Consider the following 16246-nt stretch of genomic DNA (forward strand, 5'->3'; position numbering starts at 1 on the left):
CAAGGCGCCGGACGCGCTGGTGGCCAGGGTGCCTGGCCAGGCGCCGAACAGGGTGCCGAGCGAGGTGTCGCAAGGTGCCTCCTGACACTCACGGTGGTGCTGGTGCCAGTGTGGTGAGACGGCACGCGCGTGGCTGTGCCGCTGGTCACAGCACCGCTGTGCCCTCAATGACAGCCGCGCTGTGCCGCCGGTGACACCCCGCGCACGAAAAGGGCGGGCCGCGCCGGTGCTGGGGGGACCGGCGCGGCCCGCGTTCGCCGGGGGAACCATCCCATGCCCTGGAGGTGGCCGGCGAGCTCAGTGCGGAATCGGTGCGGATCAGCGAGGCATCAGTGGCCGAACTGCTCCTCCTCGGTCGACCCCCGCAGCGCGGTCGTCGAGGAGTCGGGCGCGACGGCGGTGCTGACCAGGTCGAAGTAGCCGGTGCCGACCTCGCGCTGGTGCCTCGTCGCGGTGTAACCCCGCGACTCCGCGGCGAACTCGGCCTCCTGCAGCTCGACGTAGGCCGTCATGCCGTCCGCCGCGTACCCCTGGGCCAGATCGAACATGCCGTAGTTCAGCGAGTGGAACCCGGCGAGGGTGATGAACTGGAACTTGTACCCCATGTGCCCCAGCTCCCGCTGGAACTTGGCGATGGTGGAGTCGTCCAGGTGCTTCTTCCAGTTGAACGACGGCGAGCAGTTGTAGGCCAGCATCTGGTCCGGGTACTCGGCCTTGATCGCCTCGGCGAACGCGCGGGCCACGTCCAGGTCGGGCGTGCCGGTCTCCATCCAGAGCAGGTCGGAGTACGGCGCGTACGCCAGGCCGCGCGCCACGCACGCCTCCAGCCCGTTCCTGACCCGGTAGAAGCCCTCGGAGGTGCGGTCGCCGGTGGTGAAGACCTGGTCGCGCGGGTCCACGTCGCTGGTCAGGAGCGTCGCGGCCTGGGCGTCGGTCCGCGCGACGATCAGCGAGGGGACGCCGGCGACGTCCGCGGCGAGGCGGGCGGCGTTGAGCGTCTTGATGTGCTGGCCGGTCGGGATCAGCACCTTGCCGCCCAGGTGGCCGCACTTCTTCTCGGAGGCGAGCTGGTCCTCCCAGTGCACGCCGGCGGCGCCGGCCGCGATCATGCCCTTCATCAGCTCGAACGCGTTGAGAACGCCGCCGAAGCCGGCCTCGGCGTCCGCCACGATGGGCGCCAGCCAGTACGGGGCGTCGTCGTCGCCCTCCGACCAGGTGATCTGGTCGGCGCGCAGCAGCGCGTTGTTGATGCGGCGCACGACGGCAGGCACGGAGTTGGCCGGGTACAGGCTCTGGTCCGGGTACGTCTGCCCGCCCAGGTTCGCGTCCGCGGCCACCTGCCAGCCGGACAGGTAGATGGCCTTCAGGCCAGCCTTCACCTGCTGCACCGCCTGGTTGCCGGTGAGCGCGCCGAGGCTGTTGACGTAGTCCTCGGTGTGCAGGAGCTGCCACAGCCGCTCGGCGCCGAGCCGGGCCAGCGTGTGCTCCTCCTGGACGCTGCCGCGCAACCTGATCACGTCTTCGGCGCTGTACGTGCGCTCGATGCCCGCCCAGCGAGGGTCGTTGTCCCATTCGTCCTGCAGCTGCTCGGCAGCTCCCTTGAGGCGATCGATCATTGTTCACTCCTTTGTCGTCCCCTGGGGCTCACGCCGAGTCTCTGCCCTGGCGAGCACGCCAAACAGCCCGGAGAGCAGAGAAGAATCACGAATCTTCTGCTTGTGTGCATTACTCGTGCGTATTCAGTGGTGAAGAAATCGCAAGTTTTACCGTTGGCCTAGACCAATCGAGTGCCGGGAACAGCTCGGCGCGACGCCGGCAACCGTGGCGCCGGGAAGGCTAGAAAATGGGCCGAATTTCTGTCTAAGATTCCGGCATGGCCTCCTTGCTGGGCGAAGAACCGCTGTCTTTGACGCAGGAGCTTGATCTGATCGCGTTTGGCCAGCGCCTGCGCCACCTGCGCAAACAGCGCGGCCTGACGCTGTCCGACCTCGGCTCGCGCGTCGGCAGGGCGCCCAGCCAGCTCTCCCTGCTCGAGAACGGCAAGCGCGAGCCCAAGCTCTCCCTGCTCAAGTCGCTGGCGACCGCCCTGGGCGTCCCGGTCGAGGAGCTGCTGCGCCGCCAGCCGCCCAACCGCCGCGCGCAACTGGAGATCGCGCTGGAGGAGGCCCAGCGCGACCCCGTCTACGCCGGGCTCGGCCTGCCCCGGCTGAAGGTCTCCGCCCGCGTGCCGAACGACGTGCTGGAGCACCTCCTCGGCCTGTACGGCGAGCTGCGCGCCCGCCAGGCCCGCGGCACCGCCACCCCCGAGGAGGCCAGGGCCGCCAACGCCGAGCTGCGGCGCAGGCAGCGGGAGGTGGGCAACTACTTCCCCGACATCGAGAAGGCCGCCGCCCAGGCGCTGGAGGCGGTCGGCTACCGCACGGGCGCCCTGTCGCAGAGCACCATCCAGGGCCTGGTCACGCACTTCGGTTACACCGTGCACACCGCGCAGGACCTGCCGCGCTCCGTGCGCTCCATCACCGACCTGCGCAACCGCCGCATCTACGTCAAGCACGAGCAGCTCGGCATGCACACCCCGCGCACGATCCTGCTCCAGACGCTCGGGCACCTCGCGCTCGGCCACGACAAGCCCCGCGACTTCGCCGACTTCCTGCGCCAGCGCACCGAGGCCAACTACTTCGCCGCCGCCGTGCTCGTCCCCGAGAAGGCCGCCGCGCTCTACCTCCAGGAGGCCAAGTCCGACCGGGCGCTGTCGGTGGAGGACCTGCGCGACGTGTTCGCGGTGTCGTACGAGATGGCCGCCCACCGCTTCACCAACCTCGCCACCCACCACCTCGGCCTGGTCTGCCACTTCGTGCGCAACGACGCCGGCGGCACCATCTACAAGGCCTACGAGAACGACGGCATCGTCTTCCCCGCCGACGAGCAGGGCGCGATCGAGGGGCAGCGGATGTGCCTGCAGTGGTCGGGGCGGCAGGTGTTCGCCTCGCCCGACCGGTTCTCGGTGTACTACCAGTACTCCGACTCGCCCACCGGCACGTACTTCTGCGTGGCGCACGTCGATCCGTCGCGCGAGCGGGACTTCGCGATCACGCTGGGGGTGCCGTACAAGGAGTCGCGCTGGTTCAGGGGCCGCGAGACCACCCACCGCACCAAGTCCAGCTGCCCGAACGGCGACTGCTGCCGCCGGCCGCCCGCCGAGCTGGCCGAGCGCTGGGAGGGGTACGCCTGGCCGTCGGCCCGCGCCAACTCCCACGTGCTGGCCGCGCTGCCGCCCGGCTCGTTCCCCGGCGTGGACGAGGCCGACGTCTACACCTTCCTGGAGCGGCACGCGGCCGCCACCTGAGCTCAGTCCTCGGGCAGGCAGACGGTCAGCGCGCCCGCGGCGACCTCGGCCTTGAACCGGGTGGTGAGCCCGCGCTCGCCGCCGTCGAGCTCGAACCGCAGCGGGCGGCCGAAGCGGGCCGAGACCTTCCTGGCGCGCGAGACCCGCACGAGCGGCGAGCCGTCGGAGCGGCCCGCGGCCATCCTGGCGAGCACCCGCGCCCACTGCACCGGGCCCTTGGCGGTGGTGATGCCCACCTCCAGCCAGCCGTCGTCCGGCCGGGCGTCGTCGAAGGCCTCGACGCCGGCGGCGATCGTGCTCACGTTGCCCAGCAGCAGGCAGCTCGCCCGGCCCTCGAACCAGGTCGTCCCGTCCAGCTTGATCTTCATCGGCACCCGCGGCCCGCCGACGTGCCGCACGGCCGCCCTGAAGTAGCTCAGCTTGCCGAAGCGCTGCTTGGCCCGCCCGTCCACGTCGGCGATCATCTCGGCCTCGAACCCGGCCCCCGCCATCACCGCGAAGTGCTCGCCGTTCAGCACGCCCAGGTCCAGCTTCTCGCGCCGCCCGTGGAAGCCGATGCGCACGGCTCGCGCCAGGTCGGCGGGGATGCCGAGGTTGGCGGCGAACAGGTTCGCGGTGCCGGCCGGGAGGATGGCCATCGGCACGCCCGAGCCCGCCAGCGCGTCGGCGCAGCGCTGCACCATGCCGTCGCCGCCCCAGACGAACACCAGCTCGGCGCCCTCGTCGAGCGCCTTGCGCACCTTCTTGCCGGCTTTCCTGCTCTTCGACACCTCGTGCCAGAGGACGTCGCCGACGTCCTGCTCGCTGATGAGCACGCGGAGCGCGTCCAGGCCTGCGCCCAGCGTCTTCTTGCGGTGTGCCACGACGGCCACGATGGGGGGCATGGGCTCGGCACTACCCTCGGCGCGCGCGGATATCCCTGTGGCGAGATCCATCCCATCGCGAAAATGGGTAGTGTTGATGCACACTATCCATAAGGAAAGGGCAACCATGTCGGAGCGGACGAGCCGACTGATCGTGCCGATCGTCGTCATCACCGGAGTGGCCACGACCACGACCGCCGCCCACCTCGCCTACCGCCCCGAGCCGCCGCCCGCCTCGCCCGCGGGCCTCACCTGGTCGGTGCCGGTCACCGGACGCCTGGGCCTGGTGCGCATCGACTACCAGCTCAACCGGTTACCCCGGCTGGCCAGCAACCAGCTCGCCATCTGGATCGAGGACGCGCAGGGGCGTTACGTGCGCACCCTGTTCGCCACCAGCTTCACCGCCAACGGCGGCTTCGAGCGCAGGCCCATGTCGCTGCCCCTGTGGCGCAGGGCGTCCGGGTGGGAGTCGGCCACCGACAGCGAGGTCAAGGCGGCCAGCCGCCCCGCCCAGGAGAGCGGCAGGCAGAGCGTCTACTGGGACACCACCGACCGCAGCGGCAAGCCGGTTCCGCCGGGTTCGTACACCTATCGTGTGGAGGGCAATGTGGTGTGGGAGAAACGGGTGCTGTTCACCGGCTCCATCGAGGTCGGGGACGCGCCGCACGCCTCCCGGCCGCGGGTGGAGTTCCTGCCGGCGGACACCGGGCAGGAGCCCGCGCTCGTCGCCGACGTCCGCGCCGGCTACTCCCCGGGCCAGCGGCTGCCCGCCGGCGCCGTCACGACGTTCACGAGGGGGTCGTGAGATGAAGGTCCTGCGCGACCGGGTGATGGGCACCGACCTCATGCTCGCCCTGCCGGCGCGGCAGCACGCCGCGGTGCTGGAGTGGCTGCGCACCGTGGAGCGCACCTTCAGCCGCTTCGACCCCGGCAGCGACACCAGCCGCGTGAACGCGGGCGGCCCGGTCGCCGTCTCGGAGCTGTTCCTGGCGGCGCTCGACGAGGCCTGCCGCTACCTCGACGCGACCGGCGGCCTGTTCAGCCCCTTCCTCGGCGCCGAGCTCGCCCGGCTCGGCTACGACACCGACTTCGCGCTGGTGGGCACGCCCGAGGTGGCCCCCGCGCCGCTCCCCGCGCAAGCTCCCGCCGTGCACATCGATCACGACCACCGCACCGTGACGCTCTCGCCCGGCCTCGCGGTCGACCTCGGCGGGTTCGTCAAGGGATGGAGCGTGCAGCGGGCCGCGCAGACGCAGCGCGAGGCCGGGCGGGTGCCGTACGGGATGATCGACGCGGGCGGCGACCTGGTCGCCTGGCGGCCGGAGGGCGGCAGGCCCTGGCGGATCGGCGTCGAGCACCCGCTGCGCGAGCGGCCGGTCGGCGTGCTGGAGCTGCCCGCCGGCACGGTGGCGGTGGCCACGAGCAGCGTCGTGCGGCGCAGCTGGCGCGACCGGGCCGGCACCGTGCTGCACCACATCGTCGACCCGCGCACCGGCGCGCCGGCCGGCTCCGACTGCGCGCAGGCCACCGTCATGACCGGGGACCTGGCCGCCGCCGAGGTGTACGCCACCTGCCTCGTCCTGCTCGGCACCCGGGAAGGGCCGCAGTGGCTGGCCGGGCAGGACCCGGACGCGCGCTGGATCACCGTCGACCGCGACGGCCGGGTGCGCTCCTCGGTGGCGACGGCATGACCCGCGCCGCGATCGCGGGAGCCGTCTCGTTCCTCCCGCTGCTTCCCCTCGCCCTGCGGGCGTCCGACCTCGGCGACGTGGCCAACCTGATCGGCCTGGCCGGCACGCTCGTCATGTGGTGGCAGGTGCTGCTCGGCGTGCGCCAGATCTCCCACCGGCTGGGGGACGACCGGCTGGCCGCCGTGTCGCTGCACCGGTGGCTGGGCGGGTGCGGCGCGTTCCTCGTGCTGCTCCACCCGCTGCTGGAGACCGTCGTCGACCGGCAGGACTGGGCCTACGTGCTGGTGCCCGACTTCACGTGGGCCGAGTCGGCGTACGCCTCGCTGGGGCGCCTGGCCTTCATCATGTTCCTGGTGCTCTGGCTGACCAGCACGCTGGCGCGCTACCTGATCAGGCACCGGGTCTGGCGGTACGCGCACTACCTGTCGTACCCGCTGCTGGCGCTGGTGTTCGTGCACTCCTGGGGGCTGGGGAGCTTCCTCGCGGAGACGCCGTGGCTGCAGGCGTACTGGCTGGTGCTGGCCGTGGTGTTCGCCGGGGTGGTGGTCCGGCGGCTGTCGGTGTCGCGCTGGGCCGTGCCGTACCGGCTGGTCAGGGTCGAGCGGCTGTCACCGACCGTTTCCGCCTACACGTTCAGGCCGCTGGGCCGCGCGCTCGACCCCCTGCCGGGGCAGTTCTGCTACCTGCGGACCAGCTTGGCCAGCCGCGCCCACCCCTTCAGCGTCGTACGCGGCGGCACGGAGCTGACCTTCGCCGTCAAGGACGCCGGCTCGTTCACCGAGCGGCTGCGCGCTCTCGCGCCGGGTGCGGTCGTCCACCTCGACGGCCCCTACGGCGCCTTCACCCGCCAAGCCCTGGCCGGGCCCCGCCGGCCGGCGGTGCTGATCGCGGGCGGCATCGGCGTGACCCCCTTCGTGGAGCTGGTGCGGCAGGGCGACGACCTGCCGCTGTTGCTCGTCCACGTGGTGGCCTCGCCGCAGGAGGCGGTGTTCGCCGCGGAGCTGCGCCACCGCCTCGGCGAGCGCTACCAGGAGGTGGTGCGGCCCGACCGGCCCGCCATCCCGGTCACGCCGCGCGCCCGCTACTTCATCTGCGGCAGCCCCCGCTTCGTCGAGACGACGGCCGCGGGCCTGCGGGCGAGCGGCGCGCGCAGGGACCAGTTGTACACCGAGCGGTTCGACTGCTGATCGGCCGGTGCCTGCCCGGCGTCTGCCAGGATCCCGTGCTGGAGCCGCCTGGCCTCCGCCGACGGCTCCAGACCGAGCTCCTCGTCCAGGATCCTGCGCAGGTCGTGGTAGGCGAGCAGGGCCTCGCCCCGCCGCCCGCACCTGCACAGGCACTCGATGAGGCGCAGGTGGTACCACTCGTTGAGCGGGTTCCTGGCGATCAGCGTGCGCAGCTCCGCCACCAGCTCCCGGTGGTGGCCGAGCCGCAGGTCCGCCTCCAGCCGCAGCTCGACGGCGCGGTTGCGGATCTCCTCCAGGTAGGTGAGATGCCGGGCCACGACAGGCCCGGGCGTGACGTTGGCCAGCGCGCGCCCCCGCCACAGGCTCAGCCCGTCACGCAGCCGCCGGGACGCCTTCTCCGCGGCGCCCGAGCTCATGAGCTGCCGGCCCTCGGCGACGGAGTCGGCGAACGCCTCCGCGTCGAGCTGCCCCGGCTCGACCCGCAGCAGGTACCCGGTCGGCTCGGTGACCAGCATGTCGGCCACCGCGCGGGTGGCAGGCTGGGCGGCCAGCGCCGAGCGCAGGTTGTAGACGTGCGTGCGGATCGCGCCGACCCCCCCGCCGCGACCCTCCCACAGCTCCTCGGCGAACGTCTCCACGTCGACGACCTCGTTGGCGCGAAGCAGCAGCAGCGCCAGGACCTGGCGTGCCTTGCGGCCCTTGGGCAGGGATGAATCGGCTTGCGTGCGCACTTCCAGTGGACCGAGAACATTGAATTTGATCATCAAGTGCTCTATTCCCCGTCATTTGCGTACTCTCGAGAGAGAGCCGTTCTGTCGGATGGTACGACGGCCGTCGCGTTCCACCCGGCCGCACGGCGGCGCACGCTGCCCCAAAGCGGAAGGGGCATGTCTCCTTCGATACATGGGCTGACCCGTTAGATTCAGCCGCTGTCACCCTTCGCTGGAATCGGCCAGGACCACCCCCGGCCTACGGTGACGCGGTGGACACCGAGAAGATCTCCCTGCCCGTCCTGGTCGTGGGCGCCGGCCCCACCGGACTGGCTCTCGCGACAGAGCTCCGCAGGCAGGGCATCACCTGCCGGATCATCGACCGTTCCCTCGACAGGCCCGCCCACCAGGCCAGAGCCGTGGCGATGTGGCCGGGCGCGCTGGACGTCCTGGCCCGGCACGGCACGGCCGACGGCGTGATCGCCGCCGGCCTGCGGATGAGCGCCGCCCGCTACTGGTCGGGCGCCAGGAACGTGGCGACCGTGCGCCTCGGCGACTGGCGCAACGGCGGCCCCACCATGCTGGGCATCACGCAGCCCGCTGTCGAGGCCGTCATGGTCGCCAGGCTGCGCGAGCTGGGGGTGGCGGTGGAGTGGCGTACGGAACTCGTCGGGCTCACCGACCACGGCGACCACGTCGGCGTGCGGCTCGACGGCCCCGACGGGCTCGAGGAGTTCACCGCCGCCTACGTGGTCGGCTGCGACGGCGCGCACAGCGCCGTCCGCGAGCTGTCCGGCATCCCCTTCGCGGGCACCACCTACACGCAGAGCTTCATCCTCGGCGACGGAACCGTCTCCAGCGCCGTCCCGCGCGGTGAGGCGCACTACCACCTGCACCCCGACGGCGTGCTCGTGCTGGTGTCGCTGCCGGGCGGCGGCCTGCGCGTCTTCGCCGACGCCAGCACGGCCGGCAGGCTCGACTCCGCGCCCAGCGCCGAGGAACTGCAGCGGCTCGCCGACGAGCGCGCCCCCTACCCGGTGCAGATCAAGGAGCTGCGGTGGAGCACCCGCTTCCCCGTGCACATGCGCCAGGCCGCCGCCTACCGGGCCGGCCGCTGCCTGCTGGCGGGCGACGCCGCCCACGTGCACAGCCCGGCGGGCGGCCAGGGGCTCAACACCGGCATCCAGGACGCCGCCAACCTCGGCTGGAAGCTCGCCCTTGTCCTGAACGGGCACGGCGACGCCGACCGGCTGCTGGACAGCTACCAGGCCGAGCGCTCGCCCGTGGCCGCGCAGGTGCTGCGCGGCGCCCACCAGCAGACCCGGCTGTGGACCGTGCGCTCCCCGATCGGCCGCTTCCTGCGCGACGCGCTGCTCGGCCTGCTCGGCTCCGCCGGGGCGCTGGAACGCCGGTTCATCCCCAACCTGGCGCAGGACGACCTCGACTACCGCAGGAGCCCCGTGGTCGGCCCGCGCGGCGGCCGCCGCGCGATCGGCGCCCGCGGCCTGCCCGACGTCACCGTGACCCCGCTGCGCGGCGACGGCGCCCCGGTGCGGCTCAGCGACCTGCTGTCCGACCCGCGGCACACCCTGCTCGTCATGCCGGGCGTGGACCCGCTCAAGGTGCTGCCGGACCTGGAGCCGCTGGCCGACCGGGTCGTGCCGCGCGTGCTGGTGTCCAAGGGCAGCGCGTACGGCGAGCCGTACCGGGTGCCGGGCGGCTTCGCGGCGCAGGGCCCGCTGCGGGGCGCGAAGCTCGTCCTGGTCCGCCCGGACGGTTACGTCGCCGACGCCACCACCGGCGAGGACGTCGCCGCCCTGTTCGCGCCGCTGGCCGGCCGGGGGAGGTCGCCCCGTGTGCGCGCCTGAGACGATCATGGCCGCGCTGGAGGGCGAGCAGCAGCCGTCCTGCGGCGGGTGGCACGCGCTGGAGGGTGAGCAGCAGCCGTCCGGCAGGCGGCACGCGCTGGAGGGTGGGCATCAGCCGTCTGGCAGGCGGCAGGTGTTGCGCGGGGCGCTGGCCGGCCTGCTCGGCGCCGGCGCGCTCGCCGTGCTGCCCCGGCGGGCGCAGGCCGCGAGCGGGGTGCGCGCCTCCCGCGTCCTGGACCTGACGCACCCGCTCAGCCCCGACTTCCCGGTGTTCGAGATGTACGTGCGCAAGCCCGCGCGCCGCCAGGTCATGTTCGAGGACGTGATCGGCTTCAACACCGCCGAGTGGACGCTCAACGAGCACACCGGGACGCACATGGACGTGCCCGCCCACTCCAGGAAGGGCCTGCCCACCGCCGACCAGGTGCGGCCCGAGGACCTCGTCGCCCCGCTGTGCGTCGTCCGCATCGCCGAGCGCGCCGCCCGCGACAACATCACCGAGCTCACCGTCAAGGACCTGCGCGAATGGGAGCGCAGGAACGGCCCCATCCCCGAGCGCGCCTTCGTCGCCCTCGACAGCGGCTGGTACAGGAGGGTCGGCGACGCCGCGGCGTTCCTGCAGTTCGACGCGCTCGCCCAGGTGATGCGCTTCCCCGGGATCAGCCCGGAGGCCGCCGACTTCCTGATCAACCAGCGCTCCATCGTCGGCTTCGGCACCGACACCAGCAGCCTCGACGTCGGCACCAGGCGCGAGCCGCTCGTCCACCGGATGTTGCTGACCACGGGCAGGTACGGGCTGGAGAACCTGGCCGCGCTCGACACCGTGCCCGAGCGGGGCGCGCAACTGGTCGTGGGCGCGGCGAAGCTGCGCGGCGGGTTCGGCGCGCCGGTCAGGGCCCTGGCACTGCTGTAAGGCGAGGGCCCGCCGGGCCCTCGCCTTCGTCCCCCGGCACCGTCATGAGGTGACCAGGACGGTCAGCGGGATGACCTCCTCACCCGCGGCCCCGGACACGCGTACCGAGACCTCCCACACCCCGTCCATCGTGAACAGCCCGCCTGCCGCGCGGAACCGGCCGGGTGACAGGCGCCGCGCCGCCGCCTCCGGGGTGATGTGCCCCATCTGCGGCATCGTGGCCGTCACCACGACCGACTCGGCCTCGCCCCGGTCCACGACGATGTCGGCCGTGTCGCCCCCGCCGATCGTCAGGGTGACGGCGTAACGCGCGCCCGCGCCCTGCGCCGTCACCGGGCCGGGCCGCGACAGGCAGCCGACGGCGACGGTCATGGCCGCCGCGGCCAGGCAGGCGCCGGCCAGGAGACGTCTCGTCACGTGCCGCCCTCCGATCCGTCTCGTCACGTGCCGCCCTCCGGTCCGACCGTGACGGTGAAGGGCACGGTCTCGATGGAGGAGTCCCTGACGTACTGCGCCCAGGCGAGGTAGGTGCCCGGGGCGGGGAAGCTGAAGGTGAAGGTCAGCGCGGTCGCGCGGGCGGGCGCGGGCGCGGCGTGCACGTGGCCGAGGAAGCCGCCCGCCCTGTCGCGCACGATCAGGTGGCCGGGCATGCCGAGCCACGGCTGGAGCCGGCCCGCCGTGCCGATCCGCATGGTGGTGGGGCGGCCCGCCACCGGCCGCGCCGGGACGATCACCGGTGCCGCGCGTGACGCTGGAGGCGTCGCCGGGCCCGCAGGGATGCCGGTGACGCCTGACGTGCTGGTGGCGTCGAGGGTGCCGGTGGCGTCGAGCGTGCTGGTGGCGTCGAGTGTGCCGGTGGCGTCGAGTGTGCCGGTGGCGTCGAGTGTGCTGGTGGCGTCGAGCGTGCCGGTGACCTCGAACGTGCCGGTGACGAGCTGGCCGCCGGAGCCGGTCCGTTCCAGCTCGGCGTGGGTGAGGTAGCGGCCGGGCCGGCCGGCGCGCAGGCGCACCGCCAGCCTGCCCGGGCCCAGCCTGACGGGGTGGAGGTGGCGGAAGTACGTGCCGTCGGCGCTGGTCACCACCAGATGGGCCAGGGCCTCGTGATGCGGGACGAGGTCGTCGACCGGCCGCCCCGTGGACCCGTCCACCAGGTCGACCAGCAGCGTGAACTCCGCCCCTGCCGCCGGCCGCGCCGGCTGCGTGCTGAACCTCCCCACCAGGTACGGCCGCCCGCCGCCTCCTGGTCCGGCCACGGAGGCGCCGCCGGAGACGGGACCGGTCACGGGGGCGGCGCCGCCGGTGACGGGCTCGGCCATCGGGGCGGCGCCACCGGTGACGGGTTCGGCCACTGGGGCGGCGCCGTCAGGGACGGGTTCGGGAAGCTGCGGGGAGAGCACCGCCACGGTGAGCGCCACCACTCCCACCAGCGCGCCCGCGCGGACGGCCACGGCGGGGCCGCGGCGCGACGTCCCCCCTGTCAGGAGCCCGCCCACCACCAGGATCCCGGCCGCGTAGAAGCCGCCGTGGATGACCAGCTCCCACGGCGACGTCGCCGGGACCAGCACGCGGACCGGCAGGACCGAGCGCTCCGCCGGCGTGCGCACCTCCAGCTCGTGCGGGCCCGCCTTGAAGACCTGCACGCTCGCCCGGTACGGGCCCGCCCGGCCCGCCGCCAGCCGCACCGACGCGCGGGTCGCCCGCCCGGTCTCGGTGGAGCGCATCGTCAGCTCGACCGGCAGGTCGGGGACCGGGTGGAACGCCTCGATCTCCACGACGGCGGGCGCGGGCGTCCTGCTGACGCCCCGCACCGTGATCGTCAGCTCGGCGCCGGCGATCGTCTGGGCGAGCCGCAGGTCCGCCCCGAGGGCGACCACGTGCGCGCCGGCCGGCGCCGGCCACAGCGCGAGGACAAGGAGCAGCAGCGGCAGGAGGAGCAGAGGCCGCGGCGGTGGGGGAAGCAGCAGCGGCCGGCGGGGCAGCCGCTGCGACTTCAGGGACAGGATCCCCATCAGTGCAGGTAGCGCTTGAGGAAGGTGCGCTCGGGGATGGTGAAGCGCCGCGGCTTGGCGGTGTGCGGGTCGAAGGCCATGATCGTCGAGCGGGCCTCGGCGAACACCCCCTCGTCCGAGCAGATCTCCGCGGCCAGCTCGCAGCTGACCCGGTTCACCTTGGTCACCCACGACTCGATCCGCACCGAGCCGTGGCGGAACCTGAGCGGCCTGCGGTAGTCGACCTCGTGCCGCACGATCGCGACCCCCACGGCGGGCAGTCCGCTGCGGTCCTCCGGCGGCGTGCCCGCGTAGTCGAGGAAGAGGGCGATCCGGGCGTCCTCCAGGTACTCCAGGAAGCGCACGTTGTTGACGTGGCCGTGGGCGTCGATGTCGGAGAAGCGCACCTGGCGGTGGTAGATGTGCCGCCTGGGCGTGTGCCGGACCTCGATCGGGCGGGCGGGGGCCGTGAGCTGGGTGACGGCCTCGGTCATCAGACTCTTGATCGCGTGGGTGTCCATGGTGCTCCCGGTCGTTGGAGTGAAGGTCGTCGGGTGGTCATGGAGCGGAAGGGGGTCAGGGCGAGCGCCGCCACGGCGGCGGCGCCGAGCCCGGGCAGGAGCGCGGTGCCCACCCCGGCTCGCGCGAAGCCCTCGGCCGCCCAGAGGGTGGCCGCCAGGGCCGGGCCCAGGACGTAGCCGAGGCCGCGGGCCAGCTGGAGGTGGCTTGCCGCACGGTCGAGTGCGCCACCGGTCAGGATCAGGGAGTGGGCGGGGCCGCCGTACAGGCCCATCCCGGCGCCCACCACGGCGAGCCGGAACGCCACCTCGGCGGCGGACCACGCGGGGGAGAGGGGCAGCAGGAGCGCCAGCCCGGCGGCGGCCAGCGCGGCGCCGGCCAGGGTGACGGCGCGGGGGCCGATCCGGCGGGCCAGGCGGGTGCCCGTCACGGCGCCCGCGACGAGCGCCGCGGGAAGGCCGATCACGGTCAGGCCCACCAGGGGGAGGGCGGACTGCATGGTCTGGCCCTGGAAGAGGAAGAACGGGCACAGGACGACGACCAGCGCGTCCAGGGCGGCGAGCATGGTGACGGCGAGCAGGGCCGGCGCGGGTGCGCCTGGGGACGGGGTCGGGGACATGGCTGGGGACGTGACGGGGGACGTGGCCGGAAGGGCGGCCGGGGAGCCGGTCGGGGACGTGGCCGGAAGGGCGGCCGGGGAGCCGGTTGGGGAGGTGGCCGGAAGGGCGGCTGGGGAGGTGGCCGGAAGGGTGGTTGGGGAGGTGGCCAGTGAGGTGGCAGGGGAGGTGGCAGGGATCGCTGCCGGTGCGCCGGGGATGCGGGCGGTGAGGGCGAGGAGGCAGAGCGGGACAGGCAGCAGGAGCAGCAGTCGCCAGCCGAGCGGGCTCACCAGCCCACCGCCCGCCGCCGCCCCGACGAACCCGCCGAGCGTGGCGCAGACGGCCGCGACGGCCAGCCCTCCGACGCTGCTGTCCCGCCGCCCACCCGCCTCCTCGGACGCGCGCGTTGCGCCGGACTCCGCCGTACCACGCCTCGCCGACCCGGCGCTCGCAAGCTCCGGTTCCGGCCGGGGCGCCGTCGGTCCGATGCCCTCGGGCTTCGGTCCTGGGCCCGGCACGGCCAGGACGGTGGTCAGGATCGTGAGGAGGGCGGCGAAGGCGGCGAGCAGGAGGCGGCCGGCGAGGAGCGTGACGATCTCGGGAGCCAGCGCGCACAGCAGCGCCGCCGCCGCGAACCCCGCCGAGCCCGCGAGCAGCGCCCGCCGCAGGCCCAGCCGCCGCTGGAGGCGCCCGACGACGGGGATGAGCAGGACGGAGACCAGCGCGTAGCCGAGGACGACCCAGCGGCTGACCGCGAAGGTGACGCCGAGGTCGCGTTCGATCGCGGGCAGGACGACGTTCCCGGCGCTCAGGGTGAGCGTCAGGGCGAAGGCGATCAGCCCGGCGGCCACGACCGGGGAACGCAGGCGGCTCATGCCGGGTACGGCCCGAGCTCGATGCCCGCCGTCGCGAGCCGCTTGCCGTACTGGTGCAGCTCCAGCGCGACGGTGACGCGCCCGCCGGCCGCCCCCGTCACCTCGGCCGAGCACTCCAGCAGCGCCCCGAACTCGCCGAAGGACCCGAAGGTCGTCGAGCAGCCGAGCACGGCGGCGACCGGCGAGGCCAGCTCCCCGGCCCGCACCGCCGCGACCACCGCCGCCTGCCGGAACCCCTCGACGATGAACGGACCGGGCACGTGGTCGTAGGCGTGGTCGAAGTAGGACGGATGGGTGGTGTCGATCACGTACGGGAAGCGCTCCCCGTCACCGATGACCACGTTGCGCCGATCGCGCCGCCCGACGAGCGCCGGGTCCAGCGGCGTGACGGCGCTCGCGGCCGGGTCCGGCGGCGGCTTGCTCGCCTGCTGGAACTCGCGCAGCGCCGCGTAGTCCGCCTTGCCGAAGAAGACCACGTCCCCATGGAAGCTCATGGCGGTGGACGAGCCGACCGTCAGCTCCCCGGACAGCGTCAGGTCGCCCAGCTCGCCGCCCCTGGACTTGTTGTCCACCTGGTAACGCAGGACCCCCTGCAACGGCGACCGCTCGTCGTCGCGGTAGGCGGCCAGGTCGTGGACGCGGAACTGCCAGCGCAGCAGGCTGAACGGCAGCCCGACCGGCACGCCGAAGTACCGGTGCAGCACGACGAACGACCCCTGCCGCGCCGCCTCGGCCGTGCAGAACGGGTCGTGGAAGGGGACGAGCCGGTCGAACCAGAGGCTGTGCGCGCGCGGCACCTGCACGGCCACCAGGAAGTCGCCGTCCGGCCCGGGAGCGGAGTCGGTGACGAACACCTCGCCCACCGCCTGCCTGTGGGCCAGGGAGCGCGGCACCGTCTGGTCGAAGGTCAGCTTTCCGTACAGGTCAGAGGTCACGACGGACTCCTCGTCAGAGCGTGGCTGGGCGCCAGGCAGCGCCAGAGCGTGTCCAGCACCTGGCGTTCGGCGGCGTCGAGGTAGAAGTGGCCGCCGGGGAAGCGCGCGGAGGCGAACGCGCCGCTGGTGTGGCGGCGCCAGGCGGACAGCTCGGCCTCCGGGACCGTCGGGTCGTCCGTGCCGCCGAGCGCCGTGATCGGGCACGACAGCGGCGGCCCGGGCCGGAAGACGTAGGAGACGGCCAGCTCCAGATCGGCGCGCAGCACCGGCGCGAACAGCCGCAGCAGCTCGGGCGAGTCGCGCAGCGCCGCCGGGATGCCCTGGTAGACGCGGTCGACGGCGTCGATCAGCTCCTCGTCGCCGTCCGGCAGCGTCAGCGGGTACGGCGTGGCGGGCGTGGCGCGGGCGGAGACCACGAGGTGCTCGGGCGCCCGCCCGGCCAGCGTCAGCGCGCGCCCCACCTCGAAGGCCAGCAGCGCGCCCAGGCTGTGCCCGAAGAGCGCCACCGGCCCTGGCACCTGGTCGAGCACGGCGTCGGTGATCTCGGCGACGAGCGGGCTCCACCGGCGGGCGAACGGCTCGCTCACCCGGGTGGCGCGGCCGGGCAGCGTCGCCCCCCACACCTCCACGTCCGGGGCCAGGCCGGCGACCCAGCGGCGGAACATCGCCGGCTGCCCGCCGGAGTGCGGGAAGCAGATCAGGCGCAGCGCGGCGGCCGGGTTCTCGCCGAGGCAGGTCAGTGCGGTCACGGG

General features: G+C 73.6%; 15 protein-coding genes. 6 read left to right on the plus strand and 9 right to left on the minus strand.

The genetic code is table 11. The annotated features are described in order from the left end of the window. Positions 1-329: 329 nt before the first annotated feature. Positions 330-1616, minus strand: coding sequence for an isocitrate lyase (gene aceA, locus AB0I79_RS04665; RefSeq protein WP_357866836.1), 1287 nt, complete (start codon positions 1614-1616; stop codon positions 330-332). A gap of 290 nt (positions 1617-1906) precedes the next feature. Between aceA and AB0I79_RS04670 the strand changes: the two genes are divergently transcribed. Further along, positions 1907-3346 (plus strand): helix-turn-helix domain-containing protein, encoded by a 1440-nt coding sequence (locus tag AB0I79_RS04670; protein ID WP_357867084.1) that lies wholly within the window; start codon positions 1907-1909, stop codon positions 3344-3346. A gap of 2 nt (positions 3347-3348) precedes the next feature. On the opposite strand, the gene AB0I79_RS04675 is transcribed toward AB0I79_RS04670, so the two are convergent. Then, positions 3349-4230, minus strand: a complete 882-nt coding sequence (locus AB0I79_RS04675; RefSeq protein WP_357866839.1) for a diacylglycerol kinase family protein — start codon at positions 4228-4230, stop codon at positions 3349-3351. A 106-nt stretch (positions 4231-4336) separates the two neighbouring features. Here AB0I79_RS04675 and AB0I79_RS04680 point away from each other — a divergent pair, with 106 nt between their 5' ends. Genes AB0I79_RS04680 through AB0I79_RS04690 form a run of 3 tightly spaced genes read left to right on the plus strand, consistent with a single transcriptional unit; the run spans position 4337 to position 7087 of the window. Further along, positions 4337-5014 (plus strand): DUF2271 domain-containing protein, encoded by a 678-nt coding sequence (locus tag AB0I79_RS04680; RefSeq protein ID WP_357866842.1) that lies wholly within the window; start codon positions 4337-4339, stop codon positions 5012-5014. A gap of 1 nt (position 5015) precedes the next feature. Next, positions 5016-5900, plus strand: coding sequence for an FAD:protein FMN transferase (locus AB0I79_RS04685; RefSeq protein WP_357866845.1), 885 nt, complete (start codon positions 5016-5018; stop codon positions 5898-5900). Next, on the plus strand, positions 5897-7087 hold the full coding sequence (locus AB0I79_RS04690; protein WP_357866847.1) for a ferric reductase-like transmembrane domain-containing protein: 1191 nt from the start codon (positions 5897-5899) through the stop codon (positions 7085-7087). The genes AB0I79_RS04685 and AB0I79_RS04690 overlap by 4 nt, the downstream gene beginning before the upstream one ends. Here the strand turns inward: AB0I79_RS04690 and AB0I79_RS04695 are convergent. Further along, positions 6982-7851 (minus strand): AfsR/SARP family transcriptional regulator, encoded by an 870-nt coding sequence (locus AB0I79_RS04695; protein ID WP_357866850.1) that lies wholly within the window; start codon positions 7849-7851, stop codon positions 6982-6984. The two genes, AB0I79_RS04690 and AB0I79_RS04695, sit on opposite strands and share 106 nt — an antisense overlap. Before the next feature lie 218 nt (positions 7852-8069). Here AB0I79_RS04695 and AB0I79_RS04700 point away from each other — a divergent pair, with 218 nt between their 5' ends. Together AB0I79_RS04700 and AB0I79_RS04705 are read left to right on the plus strand one after the other, a co-directional pair. Continuing rightward, positions 8070-9665, plus strand: coding sequence for an FAD-dependent monooxygenase (locus AB0I79_RS04700; protein WP_357866853.1), 1596 nt, complete (start codon positions 8070-8072; stop codon positions 9663-9665). After that, complete coding sequence (locus AB0I79_RS04705) at positions 9652-10578, plus strand: cyclase family protein (RefSeq protein WP_357866856.1); 927 nt, start codon at positions 9652-9654, stop codon at positions 10576-10578. Before AB0I79_RS04700 ends, AB0I79_RS04705 begins: the two co-directional genes overlap by 14 nt. Before the next feature lie 42 nt (positions 10579-10620). On the opposite strand, the gene AB0I79_RS04710 is transcribed toward AB0I79_RS04705, so the two are convergent. From AB0I79_RS04710 to AB0I79_RS04735, 6 genes are read right to left on the minus strand one after another with little or no spacing between them, the layout of a single operon-like run. Continuing rightward, positions 10621-10995 carry a hypothetical protein gene (locus AB0I79_RS04710; protein ID WP_357866859.1) on the minus strand — a complete coding sequence of 125 codons (375 nt, stop codon included), beginning with the start codon at positions 10993-10995 and terminating at the stop codon, positions 10621-10623. Positions 10996-11018: 23 nt separating this feature from the next. Continuing rightward, the gene (locus tag AB0I79_RS04715; RefSeq protein WP_357866862.1) at positions 11019-12587 is read right to left on the minus strand and encodes a hypothetical protein; all 1569 of its coding nucleotides are present in this window, start codon (positions 12585-12587) and stop codon (positions 11019-11021) included. Further along, on the minus strand, positions 12587-13087 hold the full coding sequence (locus AB0I79_RS04720; protein WP_357866865.1) for a thioesterase family protein: 501 nt from the start codon (positions 13085-13087) through the stop codon (positions 12587-12589). Before AB0I79_RS04720 ends, AB0I79_RS04715 begins: the two co-directional genes overlap by 1 nt. Continuing rightward, positions 13060-14559 carry an MFS transporter gene (locus AB0I79_RS04725; protein WP_357866867.1) on the minus strand — a complete coding sequence of 500 codons (1500 nt, stop codon included), beginning with the start codon at positions 14557-14559 and terminating at the stop codon, positions 13060-13062. The genes AB0I79_RS04720 and AB0I79_RS04725 overlap by 28 nt, the downstream gene beginning before the upstream one ends. After that, on the minus strand, positions 14556-15494 hold the full coding sequence (locus AB0I79_RS04730; RefSeq protein WP_357866870.1) for an AfsA-related hotdog domain-containing protein: 939 nt from the start codon (positions 15492-15494) through the stop codon (positions 14556-14558). The genes AB0I79_RS04725 and AB0I79_RS04730 overlap by 4 nt, the downstream gene beginning before the upstream one ends. Further along, on the minus strand, positions 15491-16243 hold the full coding sequence (locus AB0I79_RS04735; protein ID WP_357866873.1) for an alpha/beta fold hydrolase: 753 nt from the start codon (positions 16241-16243) through the stop codon (positions 15491-15493). The genes AB0I79_RS04730 and AB0I79_RS04735 overlap by 4 nt, the downstream gene beginning before the upstream one ends. Between the last annotated feature and the right edge of the window lie 3 nt (positions 16244-16246).

The sequence above is a fragment of the Nonomuraea sp. NPDC050202 genome (genome assembly GCF_040656115.1).
Taxonomy (GTDB): Bacteria; Actinomycetota; Actinomycetes; order Streptosporangiales; family Streptosporangiaceae; genus Nonomuraea.